Genomic DNA, 13,622 nt, shown 5'->3' with positions numbered 1-13,622 from the left:
CGCCGCAGCATCGGCGTGCTTGAGGAACCGCCCATGTCCGAAACGTCCCCGCGCCACGCCGACCGCGTGCTCGGCACCGTCCATTCGCCGAGCAGTGCCGCCGTCTCGCCGCTTGCGGCCTCCTGGTGCCGATCGGCGCTGCACCACAAGCTCGATCCCGAATCCGCCTCTCCCCGCGAGCGGATCGGCGATACGGCGCTGGCCGATCGGCGGAGTCTGCACCAGCCGCTGCTCGCGGTGGCGGTGCCGGTGCTCGACGAGATGTTCCGCACCGTCGGCCGCAGCGGCTGCGGCGTGGTGCTGAGCGATGCCGAAGGCGTAATCCTCGAAACGCGCGCCGGTGCGGGCGACCTCGATGCCTTTGCGCGGGTAGGGCTGGCCGACGGCGTGCGCTGGAGCGAATCGGAACAGGGTACCAACGGCATCGGTACCTGCCTGTTTGAAGACCAGCCGGTGATCATTCATCGCGACCAGCATTTCGCCAGCCGCAACATCGGCATCAGCTGCATGGACGCGCCGGTGCATGACCCCGAGGGGCGGCTGGTCGCCGCGCTCGACGTATCGAGCTGCCGGGCCGATCATGGGCCGGCGATGGCGGAGATGATCGCCTCGCTGGTGCGCGAGGCCGCGCGGCGGATCGAGCGCGACTATTTCTGCCGCCACTTCGCCGATCGCCGCATCCTGTTCCTCGCCGAGGAAGCGGCGACGGGAACGGCGCTGCTCGCGGTCGACCGCGACGATCTGGTGGTCGGCGCCAGCCGCGGCGCCCGGCTGCGGCTGGGGCTGGGTGCGCATGCGCCGATCGCGCCGCAGCCGCTTGAGACCCTGCTCGGCGGCGGTGCCGAACCCTCGTTCGATGATGCCGATCGCACGGTGCTGCGCCAGGCGCTGGCGCGCGCGGGCGGCAATGCCAGCGCCGCGGCGCGGCTGCTCGGCATCGGCCGCGCGACCTTCTACCGGCGGCTTGCCAAGGCCGGCATCCGCGCCTGAGCGCCCCCTGTCTCGCAAATGAGACAGGTTTGCCGCGCCTGTCGACGCTCCCTCTTCCGGGCTGCCTCCGCAAGGCGCATCCTCCGCCACGACGCCGAGAACGGCGCTGACATCTAGGCAAGAGGATCCGGGCATATGGACATGCTGGTTGAAGACCGTGCGACCGCGCTGAAGGCGCCCTTCGCTTCGCGCTACGACAATTTCATCGGCGGCCGCTTCGTCGCTCCCCGAGGGGGCCGCTATTTCCAGAACGTCTCCCCGGTGACCGGCCAGGTGGTGTGCGAGATCGCCCGCTCCGATGCCGACGACATCGAACTGGCGCTCGACGCCGCCCATGCCGCAGCGGACGCCTGGGGCCGCACGCCCGTCGCCGAGCGCGCGCGGATTCTCAACCGGATCGCCGATCGGATGGAGGCGAACCTGGAAAAGCTCGCCACCGCCGAGACCTGGGACAATGGCAAGCCGATCCGCGAGACCATGGCCGCCGACGTGCCGCTGGCGATCGACCATTTCCGCTATTTCGCCGGCGTGGTGCGCGGCCAGGAAGGCTCGATCGGCGAGATCGACCATGACACCATCGCCTATCATTTCCACGAGCCGCTGGGCGTGGTCGGCCAGATCATCCCGTGGAACTTCCCGCTGCTGATGGCCGCCTGGAAGCTCGCCCCCGCGCTCGCCGCCGGCAATTGCGTGGTGCTCAAGCCCGCCGAGCAGACGCCCGCCTCGATCCTCGTCTGGGCTGAGCTGATCGGCGACCTGCTGCCGCCGGGCGTGCTCAACATCGTCAACGGCTATGGGCTGGAGGCGGGCAAGCCGCTCGCCTCGTCGCGCCGCATCGCCAAGATCGCCTTCACCGGCGAGACCAGCACCGGCCGGCTGATCATGCAATATGCCAGCGAGAATTTGATTCCGGTGACGCTGGAGCTCGGCGGCAAGTCGCCCAACATCTTCTTCGAGGACGTGACGCGGGACGACGACGACTTCTTCGACAAGGCGGTCGAGGGCTTCGTGATGTTCGCGCTCAACCAGGGCGAGGTGTGCACCTGCCCCAGCCGGGCGCTGGTCCACGAGAAGATCTATGACCGCTTTATGGAGCGCGCGCTCGCCCGGGTGCAGGCGATCGTCCAGGGCAGCCCGCTCGATCCCGCGACGATGATCGGCGCGCAGGCCTCGTCCGAGCAGCAGCAGAAGATTCTGTCGTACATCGACATTGGCCGGCAGGAAGGCGCCGAGCTGCTGATCGGCGGCAGCGCGGCGGATCTGGGCGGCGATCTCTCGGGCGGCTTCTACGTCCAGCCGACGGTGTTCCGCGGGCACAACAAGATGCGGATCTTCCAGGAGGAGATCTTCGGGCCGGTGCTCTCGGTCACCACCTTCAAGGACGAGGCGGAAGCGCTGCATCTCGCCAACGACACGCTCTATGGCCTCGGCGCCGGCGTGTGGAGCCGCGATGCCAACACTTGCTACCGCTTCGGCCGCGCGATCAAGGCCGGGCGGGTATGGACCAACTGCTACCATGCCTATCCGGCGCACGCGGCGTTCGGCGGTTACAAGCAGTCGGGCATCGGCCGCGAGAACCACAAGATGATGCTCGACCATTATCAGCAGACCAAGAACCTGCTGGTCAGCTACAGCCCAAAGAAGCTGGGCTTCTTCTGATCGGCTCGGTGCCTGCGCCGGGCAACCGGCGCGGGGATCACCCCATGATGCCGAGCAGTGCGAGGATCAGCAGGAACAGCGTCGCGATGATGGTGATGAACCAGAGCAGCACGCCGGTGCGCAGGATCGCCGACCACCAGCGGATCTGATAGGCCTGCTTGAGCTGGCGGCACATGTGCACCGGCGGCACCGCCATCGCCAGCGTCCCCAGCATGCCGTCCGAGACGTGCACCGCATGCAGTAGCGTGATGACGATGAACAGGATCGACATGGCCGCGATCGAATAGGTGACGAACACGGCGTGGTCGTACAGCTTGTACTGCCGCTTCCAGAAGAACAACAGCCAGACAAAGGGTAGCGACAGCGGGATCAGCAGCCACGAGAATTTGTAGATGCTCGACTGCAGCTTGTAGAGCATCAGCGCCGGGTTCTTCTGCCACTTCTCGATGCCGTGATCGAGCGTGTGCCAGCCGGTATGCACTTCCTTGATCTCGTCGCCATCGTCGCGGGCCGTCGTCGGGAGATGGGCGAGGGCAGACTTGTAGTCGGCAATCTTGCGATCCGCCTGGGCAATATCGGCGGTCAGTTCGGCGCGATCCGGATCGTTCGCGTCCAGCTTGGCGAGCTTGGCTGCCTTGGTGGAACGCGTGGCTTCGGTCTTGCTGATCGAATGCTGAAGCACGACCGTCGGCTTCATGCTGTTGGTGTCCAGATCGGTCGGCGTCGATATGCCGAGGATCTGGAAGATCGCGAACATGGTGAAGATCGAGAACAGGAACATCGCCATCGGCGAGACGAAGCGCGCGCGCTCGCCGGCGATGTAGCGGCGGGTGAGGTCGCCCGGGCGCCAGGCGAGCAGCGGCAGGGTGCGCCACATCTTGCCTTCGAAATGCGCGACGCCGTGCAGCAGCTCGTGCCCGATCGCGCCCAGCGAGCGATGGACGTGCCCCGATTGCCCGCATTCGTGGCAATGCGCGCTGACCAGCGCGGTCCCGCAATTCAGGCAGATCGCGCCATGTCCATGCCCATGGCTTTCCCCGGCATGCGGCTCGACCGCACGGCCGAGCAGGCTCCCCATCACCAGTTCGCCGGCTGCGTCGAATTCCCCCATGGGCCCAAAGGCTACCAGCTTACGGCGCTTCGTGCTAGCGACTGCAACATGGCCGATATTGATACGCCCGACACCCAGATGCTGATCGCCGACATGGGCGCTCGCGCCCGTGCCGCCGCCACGGTGCTGGCGGCGATGCCAAGCCCGGCCAAGGCCGACGCGCTGCGCGCCGCCGCCGCCGCGATCCGCACGGCGGAAGGCGCGATCCTCGCTGCCAATGCCGAGGACATGGCAGCGGGCAAGGCCAACGGCCTGTCCGATGCGATGCTCGACCGGCTGCTGCTCGACGCCAAGCGGATCGACGGCATGGCGGCTGGGATCGAAGCCGTCGCCGGACTGGAAGATCCGGTCGGCGCCGTGATCGACGAACGCGCGCGCCCCAACGGCCTGGTCCTCAAGCGGGTGCGCGTGCCGATCGGCGTGATCGGTATCATCTACGAAAGCCGCCCCAACGTCACCGCCGATGCCGGCGCGCTGTGCCTGATGTCGGGGAACGCGGCGATCCTGCGCGGCGGTTCGGAAGCGATCCGCAGCAATCGCGCGATCCACGCCGCGCTGGTCGAGGGGCTGACCGCCGCCGGCGCTCCCGCCGATGCGATCCAGCTGGTGCCGATCACCGATCGCGCCGCCGTCGGCGCGATGCTCACCGCCGAGGGGCTGATCGACATGGTCGTGCCGCGCGGCGGCAAGGGGCTGGTCGCGCGGGTCCAGGCCGAGGCGCGGGTGCCGGTGCTCGCCCATCTCGACGGCATCAACCACAGCTATGTCGACGGCGCCGCCGATCCGGCGATGGCGCAGCGCCTCGCGGTCAACGCCAAGATGCGCCGCACCGGCATCTGCGGCTCGACCGAGACGCTGCTGATCGACCGCGCCTTCGCCGATCCCAGGCCGATCCTCGCCGCACTGGCCGAGGCCGGCTGCGAGCTGCGCGGCGACGCCGAGGTGCAGGCGCTCGACGCGCGGGTCCAGCCGGTGGCCGACGAAGACTGGGACACCGAGTATCTCGACGCGATCCTGTCGGTGAAGCTGGTCGACGGGGTGGACGCCGCCATGGCGCACATCGCCGCGCACAGCTCGCGCCATACCGATGCGATCCTCACCGAGGATGCGGACACCGCCGCCCGCTTCCTGAACGGCGTCGACAGCGCGATCGTGATGTGGAACGCCTCCACCCAGTTCGCCGATGGCGGCGAGTTCGGCCTGGGCGCCGAGATCGGTATCTCCACCGGCCGGCTGCACGCCCGCGGTCCGGTGGCGCTGGAGGGGCTTACCACCTACAAGTGGCTGGTCCTCGGCACCGGCCAGGCGCGCCCGTGAGCTTTCCGACCATCCATTGAAACGCATCGGTCTTCTCGGCGGCTCGTTCAATCCGGCGCATCGCGGGCATCGGCGGCTGTCGCTGCATGCCCTGCGCGCGCTCGACCTCGACGAAGTCTGGTGGATGGTCTCGCCCGGCAACCCGCTGAAGGACAAGGCGGGCATGGCGCCGTTCCAGGCACGGCTCGCCTCGGCGCGGGCGATGGCGCGGCATGCGCCGATCCGGCCGACGGCGATCGAGAAGCGGATGAAGACCCGCTATACGGCCGACACGCTCACCAAGCTGCCGCGGCTCTACCCCAATCACCGCTTCATCTGGCTGATGGGCGCGGACAATCTGGCCCAGTTCCATCGCTGGGAACGGTGGCGGCACATCGCCCGTCAGGTTCCGATTGCGGTGATCGCGCGTCCGGGCTATGATCGGGGTGCCCATGCAAGTCCTGCAATGGGTTGGCTGCGGCGCGCTGTGCGGCCCGCAGGCCAGGCGAAACATTGGACGCGATGGAGATTGCCGGCACTTGTGCTGTTGCGCTTCCGCCCCGATCCGACGTCGGCAACGCGCCTTCGGGCTGCCGATCCTGCCTGGCACCGGCGATTCCTCGGGTCTTCTCCGCAGTTGGAACAGGAGAGCCCGGCGCCGTCTCCACTCACTGTGCACAAACCGTCGATAGACTAGGAGCAACCTTGGCCACTTCCCCCAATATGCAGCGTTCGAACGACGCCGACAGCGTCGAAGCGCTGCATAGGCTCGTGCTCACCTCGCTGGAGGACGACCAGGCGGTGGAAACCGTCTCGATCCCGCTCGCCGGCAAGAGCAGCATCGCCGACTATATGGTGATCGCATCGGGCCGCTCGACCCGGCAGGTCGCCTCGATGGCGATGAAGCTGGCCGACAAGATCAAGGCCGAGCAGGGCCGCACGCCCCGCGTCGAAGGCCTGCCGGCCGCCGACTGGGTACTGATCGACGCGGGCGACGTGATCGTCCACCTGTTCCGCCCCGAAGTTCGCAGCTTCTACAATCTCGAGCGGATGTGGTCGTTCGAGGGCCAGGCCTGATCTGATCCCGAAGGTCCGCGCGCCATGCTGCTGCACATCGTCGCGCGCGGCCGGATCGGGCGCAGCCCCGAGGCCGAACTGGTCGACCGCTATCTGAAGCGAGTGACCTGGGGCACGCGCGTTACCGAACTGCCCGATACCGGCGGCAAGATGCCCGTGCTCGCCCCCGGCACCCGGGTGGTGATGCTCGACGAACTCGGCGAAAACCTCCCGTCGAAGACGCTCGCGACCAGGCTCGGTGCCTGGCGCGACGACGGGGTGCGCGAAACGCGCTTCCTGATCGGCGCCGCCGACGGCTTCGACGATGCCGCGCGGGCGGAGGCCGACATGCTGCTCAGCTTCGGCAAGGCGACCTGGCCGCACATGATGGCCCGCGCGATGCTCGCCGAGCAGCTCTGGCGCGCGGTCTCCATTCTCGCCAACCATCCCTATCACCGCGAAGGCTGATGGGCCCGGCGCGCAGCCTCGGCATTGCGACGACGCTCGTCGCGATCGCCGTGACGGGCGTGCTCGCCCAGCCCCGGCCTGACCCGATCCAGCAGACGGCGCGCACCGCTACCGAAGCGACGCAGGCAGCCAAGGCGGCCGAAGCGCGCGCCGCCGAACTCGATCGCGCCGCCGCCGCGGAGCGCGATGGCGAAGCCCGCGCCCGCGCCGAACAGGCCGCCGCCGACCAGCGGATCAAGGCGGCTGAAGCCGAGCAGGCGGGGGCGGAGGCACGGGTGGCATTGCTCGACCGGCTGCTCGCCCGCCAGCGCACCGCCTTTGCCGAGCGGCAGCGCCCGGCACTGGAGCTGGTCGCAGCGCTGCAGGCCATGGCGCGACGTCCGGCGGTGCTGGCGCTCGCCCAGCCGGGCTCGGCGCAGGATCTCGTGCGTGTCCGCGCGACGCTCGCCAGCCTGTTGCCGGCGATTCAGGCGCGCAGTGCTGGTGTGCGGGCGGATCTGGCGCGGTCGCGCGCCCTGCGCATCGCTACCGCCGGCGCCGCAGCCGACCTTCAGAAGCGCCGCGCCGATCTCGAATCGCGCAGGCTCGCTGCGCTGCAGCTCGAGTCCCAGCATCGCCTGCGTGCGATGACGCTCGGCCGCGACGCGCTGGTCGAATCCGATCGCGCGCTCGCGCTGGGCGAACAGGCGCGCGACCTTGCCGCCGCCGAAGACCGTACCGAGAGCGCGGCGCAGCTGCGCTCGGACCTGCTGGTCCTGAACGGCCCGCTGCCGCGTCCCGGTGCCGCCGCTGTGGCGGCACGCGGGGCGCCGCCCTATCGCCTTCCCGTCGCCGGCCGCCTGGCCATCGGCTTCGGCGAGCTGTCGCCGGCCGGCGTACGCGCCCGCGGCCCTACCTTCGAGGTTACGCCGGGCACCACGGTCGTTGCCCCGGCGGCGGGCACGATTGCCTATGCCGCACCGGTCGCCGGCTATGGGCAGGTGGTAATCGTCGACCATGGCAAGGGCTGGACCAGCCTGGTCTCGGGCCTCGCCACGGTCGCAGTGCGCCCCGGAACGCCGATCGGGCAAGGCGCCAAGCTCGGCACCGCCGGCCCGCGCGTCACGGTGGAGCTGCGCCGCCGCGGGCAGCCGCTGGACCTGACCCAATTGCTCGACTGACACGGCGTGCAAATCCCGTTATCCTCGCCTACATTAGCAAGGTCGCCCTTCCGGAAAGTCTCTTGATGCTGCGTTCGTTTCTTCAGGTTTCCGCCGCTGTCGGCGCTCTAGCGATCATTCCCATCACATCCGGCGCCATGGCGGGGGTCGATACCAGCAGCTATCGCGAGCTCGACACCTTCATGGAAATCTACAACACCGTGAAGGCCAACTACGTCGACAAGGTCGACGACAAGACGCTGGTGAAGGGCGCGATCGACGGCATGCTGGCGGCGCTTGATCCGCACAGCAGCTATGCCGACGGGCTCGATTTCGACAATCTGAAGATCCAGACCGAGGGCAATTATGGCGGCCTGGGGCTGACGGTCACCCAGCAGGACGGCGCGGTGAAGGTGATCGCACCGAATGACGACGGCCCCGCCGCGCGCGCGGGCATCAAGGCCGGCGACTATATCACGCATCTCGACGGCAAGTTCATCGTCGGTGGCAGCCTGGACGAGGCGATCACCCAGATGCGCGGCAAGCCGGGCACCAAGATCGCGCTCACCGTGGTGCGCCCGGGTGCCGACAAGCCGCTGCAATTCACCCTGACGCGCGAGATCATCACCCAGAAATCGGTGAAGACGGACGTGAAGGACGGCGTCGGCATCATCCGCATCAGCACCTTCACCGCGCACACCGGCGGCGATACCGCGCTGGCCATTCAGGAGATCGACAAGAAGCTCGGCCACAAGCCGCTCGGCTACATCATTGACCTGCGCAACAATGGCGGCGGGCTGCTGACCGAGGCGATCGGCGTCTCCGACGTGTTCCTCAACCATGGCGAGATCGTCTCGCAGCGGGGACGCGAGAAGACCGATATCGAGCGCTATTATGCCGAGAGCGTGTTCCCGGGCGACCTCGCCAAGGGGCTGCCGGTGATCGTGCTGACCGATGCCGGCACCGCCTCCGCGTCCGAAATCGTCGCGGGCGCCCTGCAGGACCACCACCGGGCGCTGGTGCTCGGCGTGCGCAGTTTCGGCAAGGGATCGGTGCAGACGATCCTGCCGATGGGGCAGCATGCCGCGCTGCGCCTCACCACCGCCCGCTATTATACGCCGTCGGGCCATTCGGTGCAGGAAGGCGGCATCAAGCCCGACATCGTCGTGCCGCAGCTCAGCGATCCCGACTACAAGTCGCGGCCCGAGCTGCGCGAGGCCGATCTGCGCCGCCACCTCATCAACATGGAGAAGGTGGACGACAGCGTGCTCGAGTCCGACAGCACCAGCGATCCGCGCTTCACCGCCACCGCGGAGGAGCTGAAGAAGAAGGGTGTGGACGACTTCCAGCTCGCCTATGCGGTGCAGACGCTCGCCCGGCTGGGCAAGACGGCAGCCGGGAGCATGGCCAAGTGAGCCGCATGCCGCGCAACGTCCCCGTGCTGGCGCGCTGGCTGGCGCTGCTGTTGCCGCTCGCGCTGCTCGGCGGTGCGCTGGGATCGCAGTTCATCGGCGGGCTCGTGCCGTGCGAGATGTGCATGTGGCAGCGCTGGCCGCATCTGGCGGCGATCGTCGTGGCGCTGCTCGCCTTCTTCGTGCGCGGACGGCGGCAGGTGGCGGCACTGGTGCTGCTGGCCGCGCTGCTGATCGCGGTGAGCGGCGCGATCGGCGTCTATCATGCCGGCACCGAATATCATTGGTGGCCAGGCATCACCTCGTGCACCGCCGCGCCGACGCATGGCTCGCCGATGGAGATGCTGACCGAGGCGCTGCGTCGCCCGATCGTGCGCTGCGACGTGCCCCAATGGACGATGTTCGGCATCAGCCTTGCCGGCTATAACGCCATCCTGTCGCTGGGCGGCGCGGTGCTGATCGCGCTGCTGGCCACGCGGAGGTCGGTACGATGAGCTGGAAGCCGGGAGATCGGCGCGAGAGTCACGACGCCATGGTCCGGGTGGACCAGGCGGGCGAATATGGCGCGACCCGCATCTATGCGGGGCAGCTGGCGGTGATGGGCGATCGCACCCCCACTGCGCGCACCATCGCCGGGATGGCGAACCAGGAAGAGCATCACCGCGCCTTTTTCGACGCGCTGATCGCCAAGCGCGGCGTGCGGCCGACGGTGCTCCAGCCTTTCTGGGATGTGGCGGGCTTCGGGCTCGGCGTGGTCACCGCGGCATTGGGTCCGCAGGCGGCGATGGCGTGTACGGCGGCGATCGAAACCGAGATCGACCTGCACTATCAGGCGCAGCTCGCCCAGCTGGGCGATACCGATCCGGAACTGCGCGATGCCGTCGCGCGCTTTCGCGACGAGGAAATCGAGCATCGCGACACCGCGATTGCCTCGGGGGCGGAAAGCACGCCGGGCTATCCGGTGCTCTCGGCGCTGATCCGTGCCGGATGCCGGTTTGCGATCGGCGTCTCGAAGCGGATCTGACATCGAATATTCAGCCACGCGCATGCAGGGTGCGGCGCCAGGAACAGGAGAATCAGGGTGCTCAAGAGGATCGCCATCATCACCGCGGCCGCTGCGGCCCCGCTCTTCGCCGCCGCGCCGGCGCACGCCCAGAACGCCGTGCAGAACGGCGTGCTGATCATCTACGGCAACGACAAGTGCCCGACGAACAAGAATGGCGAGGAAATCGTCGTCTGCCAGCGCCTCGACGAAGGCGAGCGCTTCCGCATCCCGAAGAACATTCGCGATACCACGCCGACGAACCCGCAAAAGGGCGAGGCATGGGCCGTGCGCTCGCAGGACGCGTTGGCCGCGGGTGCGTTCGGCACCGGCAGCTGCTCGACCGTGGGCGCCGGCGGCGGCACCGGCTGCTTCGTCAAGCAGGCGACGGCCGCACGCGCCGAACGCCGCGCGATGAAGAAGGCCGAGACCGAACTGCCGCTGCCCTGACCGGGCTCAAGCCGGTGTCCGCCCGATCCAGGCGGGCGCCGGCAGCCGCACGGCATCGGCGATCAGCCACAGCATCGCCACGCCGCGCACGCTGGCGGCCAGCATGATGTCGTGCTGCGTGGCATAGGGCCAGGCGTTGGCCATACCCGCAAACCACCAGAACTCCGCGAAATAGGCGGCGATGTCGCCGATCACGAACAGCGCCAGCGGCTTGAGGCGCGGGCTGGTCATCACCAGCAGCGGGTAGAGCCACAGGTCGAACTGCGGCGACCAGACCTTGTTGGTCAGCAGGAACCAGGCGAGTACGGGCGTCGACAGCACCCAGAGATGCGCCCGGTGCTGCCGCCAGCCGAGTCCCAGGATCACGGCGGCACCGCTCAGAAAGGCGAGCGACGCGTAGAGGTTGCGCTGGGCGACATCGGTCACCCAGAAGCCCTGGTTCGACAGGATTTCCCAGGTCGATCCCGCGGTGCCTGATCGTGCTTCGGAAAATCGGTAGAATTCGGACCAGTTGTCCGGCGCGGCAATGGCCACCGGCAGGTTCACTGCCGCCCAGCTGCCGATCGCGATCAGCGTGCAACTGACTGCCGTCTTGATCCGGGCGGGCCAGAACTCGCCGGGTGCGAACAGCGCCGAAAGGCCGATCAGCGGCAGCAGTAGAGCCGGGAACAGCTTGGCGGCGGCCCCCAGTGCGGCGAGCGCGGCGGCCAGCACCAGCCTTTGTCGCTGTGCCGCCAGCATCGCCGCCACCGCGAAAGTCGCGGCGCCCAGATCCCAGTTATGGCCGAGATAGAGGATCAGCGGCGGTGCTGCCGCCCAGAGCCAGAGCCGCGTGCGCTCCATCCCGCTGCGTGCGAACATCCACAGGATCAGCCCGGCGAGCAGCCCGTTCGCGACCGTGACGGTGCCGAGGAACGCGACGTCGTTTGCGGAAAGCCCGAACAGCCCCCTGGTCGTCGCGCCCTCGATCCAGATCTGCAGTCCGGTGAGCACCGGATATTCCATCGGCGCCTGGAAATAGGGGACCAACCCCGCATCGACATGGCGTCCCGCCCAGAAGGGCATGGCATCGCTGTAGCAGCCGCTCGTGTACTGAATCGCGCCCACCCAGCCATGCACGGTGCAGTGCGCCTTGAACAGCCAGCCGAGCAGGCAGGTGGCGAGCATCGCCGCCGCCAGTGCGGCCCCTCGTTTGTCGATCGTCCGCGCCATGTCCCGAAACCCTCCGCGGGCCGCTGGTACAGGGCCGATGGCCGAGCGTCCATCTGGACAGCAAGCGTCTGAGAACATAGACGGAACGCATGGCGCAACTCGATACCCGTGCGAAGCTGGCGATCCTTGCCGATGCCGCGAAATATGATGCGTCCTGCGCGTCGTCGGGGACGACCAAGCGCACCTCGAAGGGCGGCAAGGGGCTGGGCTCCACCACCGGCATGGGCATCTGCCACGCCTATGCGCCGGACGGCCGCTGCATCAGCCTGCTCAAGATTTTGCTGACCAACAGCTGCATCTTCGACTGCCATTACTGCATCAACCGCAAGAGCTCGAACGTGCGGCGTGCACGGTTCACGCCGGCGGAGGTGGTGGACCTGACGCTGAACTTCTATCGGCGGAACTATATCGAAGGGCTGTTCCTCTCCTCGGGCATCATCCGCTCGTCCAACTACACGATGGAGCAGATGGTCGAGGTCGCCCGGTCCTTGCGCGAGGACCATCATTTCCGCGGCTATATCCACCTCAAGACGATTCCCGATGCGGACCCCGAGCTGATCCACCAGGCCGGGCTCCATGCCGACCGCGTCTCGATCAATGTCGAGCTGCCGACCGTGGCGGGCCTCAAGCGCCTCGCACCGGAAAAGTCCGCGCCGCGTATCGAAGGCGCGATGCTGGGCATGCGCACCGCGATCGAGGATGGGGCCGATGCACGGAAACGCTATCGCTCGGCGCCGAAGTTTGCGCCTGCGGGCCAGTCGACCCAGATGATCGTCGGGGCGGATGCGGCGACCGACCGCGATATCGTGGGGCGGGCGGCGACCTTGTACGACCGCTTCCGCTTGCGCCGCGTCTATTATTCGGCGTTCAGCCCGATTCCCGAAGCGTCGTCGGTCCTGCCCTTGAAGCGCCCGCCGCTGATGCGCGAGCACCGGCTGTATCAGTCCGACTGGCTGATGCGCTTCTACGATTATACGCCGGGCGAGGTGCAGGCGGCGGTCGATCCGGCGACCGGCATGTTGCCGCTCGACATCGACCCCAAGCTCGCCTGGGCACTGAAATTCCGCGAGCGATTTCCGGTCGACGTCAACCGCGCGCCCAAGGAGATGCTGCTGCGCGTGCCGGGGCTCGGAACGAAGGCGGTCGGAGCGATCCTGTCGTCGCGGCGCTGGCGGCGGCTGCGGCTCGACGACGTCGCACGTCTCACCGTGTCGATCGCCAAGATCCGCCCGTTCATCGTGACCGAGGACTGGCGCCCGACGCTGATCGACGGCCGCGCCGACCTGCGTCCGCTGGTCGCGCCGAAACGCGAGCAGATGGAGCTGTTCGCCTGAGAATGACTCGCGGGTGAAACACGGCGCGCGCTCGCCGGTTGGCGCCAGCGAAGGAGACATTCCATGGCAGAAGCTCAAATCTATCTCGACCTGAAGGCCGATCACGACAAGCACCGCGCGATGCTGAAGGAACTGGGCGAGCTGAGCGGCGACACCGCCAAGCGCAAGAAGCTGTTCGAGAATGTCCGCATCGAAATTGCCGCCCACGCCGCGGCCGAGGAAGAGTCGCTCTACGCAACGATGCTCGGCAACCCCGACCTGCGCGACGACGCGCGCCATTCGGTCAGCGAGCACAAGGAAGTCGACGACCTGATCGGCGAGATGATGGACCTGGATTTCGGCAGCGACGAATGGGAGTCGAAGTTCCTCCACATGCGTCACCGCTACCTCCACCACATCGAGGAGGAAGAGGAGGAGATGTTCCCGGCCGCGTCCAAGGAGCTGGACAAGGCG

The 13,622-nt window shown here is 67.9% G+C and carries 14 protein-coding genes and 1 pseudogene; 13 read left to right on the top strand and 2 right to left on the bottom strand.

What is annotated here, in order from left to right; all coding sequences use genetic code 11:
• Window positions 1-33: 33 nt before the first annotated feature.
• Window positions 34-990, top strand: coding sequence for a GAF domain-containing protein (locus QZ814_RS17030; RefSeq protein ID WP_294334500.1), 957 nt, complete (start codon window positions 34-36; stop codon window positions 988-990).
• Between the two features lie 135 nt (window positions 991-1,125).
• The gene (gene adh / locus QZ814_RS17025) at window positions 1,126-2,649 is read left to right on the top strand and encodes an aldehyde dehydrogenase (protein WP_294334497.1); all 1,524 of its coding nucleotides are present in this window, start codon (window positions 1,126-1,128) and stop codon (window positions 2,647-2,649) included.
• A gap of 37 nt (window positions 2,650-2,686) precedes the next feature.
• Here the strand turns inward: adh and QZ814_RS17020 are convergent, their stop codons facing one another.
• Window positions 2,687-3,760, bottom strand: a complete 1,074-nt coding sequence (locus QZ814_RS17020; protein ID WP_294334495.1) for a DUF3667 domain-containing protein — start codon at window positions 3,758-3,760, stop codon at window positions 2,687-2,689.
• Window positions 3,761-3,808: 48 nt separating this feature from the next.
• Between QZ814_RS17020 and QZ814_RS17015 the strand changes: the two genes are divergently transcribed.
• The 9 genes and pseudogenes from QZ814_RS17015 (at window position 3,809) to QZ814_RS16975 (ending at window position 10,623) form a co-directional block, all read left to right on the top strand.
• On the top strand, window positions 3,809-5,077 hold the full coding sequence (locus QZ814_RS17015; RefSeq protein ID WP_294334491.1) for a glutamate-5-semialdehyde dehydrogenase: 1,269 nt from the start codon (window positions 3,809-3,811) through the stop codon (window positions 5,075-5,077).
• A gap of 13 nt (window positions 5,078-5,090) precedes the next feature.
• Window positions 5,091-5,753, top strand: a pseudogene (locus tag QZ814_RS17010) (nicotinate-nucleotide adenylyltransferase); the annotation flags it as partial.
• 26 nt (window positions 5,754-5,779) lie between these two features.
• Complete coding sequence (gene rsfS / locus QZ814_RS17005) at window positions 5,780-6,133, top strand: ribosome silencing factor (RefSeq protein WP_093296138.1); 354 nt, start codon at window positions 5,780-5,782, stop codon at window positions 6,131-6,133.
• Between the two features lie 24 nt (window positions 6,134-6,157).
• Entirely contained in the window at window positions 6,158-6,580 is a 423-nt protein-coding gene (locus QZ814_RS17000) for a 23S rRNA (pseudouridine(1915)-N(3))-methyltransferase RlmH (protein WP_294334489.1), read from the top strand.
• Complete coding sequence (locus QZ814_RS16995) at window positions 6,580-7,740, top strand: peptidoglycan DD-metalloendopeptidase family protein (protein ID WP_294334488.1); 1,161 nt, start codon at window positions 6,580-6,582, stop codon at window positions 7,738-7,740. Before QZ814_RS17000 ends, QZ814_RS16995 begins: the two co-directional genes overlap by 1 nt.
• Before the next feature lie 65 nt (window positions 7,741-7,805).
• Window positions 7,806-9,134: a S41 family peptidase gene (locus QZ814_RS16990; protein WP_294334487.1), complete on the top strand. Its 1,329-nt coding sequence runs from the start codon at window positions 7,806-7,808 to the stop codon at window positions 9,132-9,134.
• Window positions 9,131-9,625 (top strand): disulfide bond formation protein B, encoded by a 495-nt coding sequence (locus QZ814_RS16985; RefSeq protein WP_294334486.1) that lies wholly within the window; start codon window positions 9,131-9,133, stop codon window positions 9,623-9,625. Before QZ814_RS16990 ends, QZ814_RS16985 begins: the two co-directional genes overlap by 4 nt.
• Window positions 9,622-10,155 carry a demethoxyubiquinone hydroxylase family protein gene (locus QZ814_RS16980; RefSeq protein WP_294334485.1) on the top strand — a complete coding sequence of 178 codons (534 nt, stop codon included), beginning with the start codon at window positions 9,622-9,624 and terminating at the stop codon, window positions 10,153-10,155. The genes QZ814_RS16985 and QZ814_RS16980 overlap by 4 nt, the downstream gene beginning before the upstream one ends.
• A 57-nt stretch (window positions 10,156-10,212) precedes the next feature.
• Window positions 10,213-10,623 (top strand): hypothetical protein, encoded by a 411-nt coding sequence (locus tag QZ814_RS16975; RefSeq protein WP_294334484.1) that lies wholly within the window; start codon window positions 10,213-10,215, stop codon window positions 10,621-10,623.
• 6 nt (window positions 10,624-10,629) lie between these two features.
• Here QZ814_RS16975 and QZ814_RS16970 read toward each other — a convergent pair whose 3' ends face one another.
• Window positions 10,630-11,835 carry a hypothetical protein gene (locus QZ814_RS16970; protein WP_294334483.1) on the bottom strand — a complete coding sequence of 402 codons (1,206 nt, stop codon included), beginning with the start codon at window positions 11,833-11,835 and terminating at the stop codon, window positions 10,630-10,632.
• Between the two features lie 89 nt (window positions 11,836-11,924).
• On the opposite strand from QZ814_RS16970, the gene QZ814_RS16965 reads away from it, so the two are divergent.
• Both QZ814_RS16965 and QZ814_RS16960 read left to right on the top strand, forming a co-directional pair.
• Window positions 11,925-13,169, top strand: coding sequence for a putative DNA modification/repair radical SAM protein (locus tag QZ814_RS16965; protein WP_294334482.1), 1,245 nt, complete (start codon window positions 11,925-11,927; stop codon window positions 13,167-13,169).
• A gap of 63 nt (window positions 13,170-13,232) precedes the next feature.
• Window positions 13,233-13,622: hemerythrin domain-containing protein (locus tag QZ814_RS16960; protein ID WP_294334480.1), on the top strand; the 390-nt coding region annotated here is incomplete at its 3' end.

The organism is uncultured Sphingomonas sp. (assembly GCF_913777625.1).
GTDB lineage: Bacteria > Pseudomonadota > Alphaproteobacteria > Sphingomonadales > Sphingomonadaceae > Sphingomonas.
Note: the sequence above shows the minus strand (reverse complement) of the source record. Positions and strands in the feature narration are given on the sequence as shown.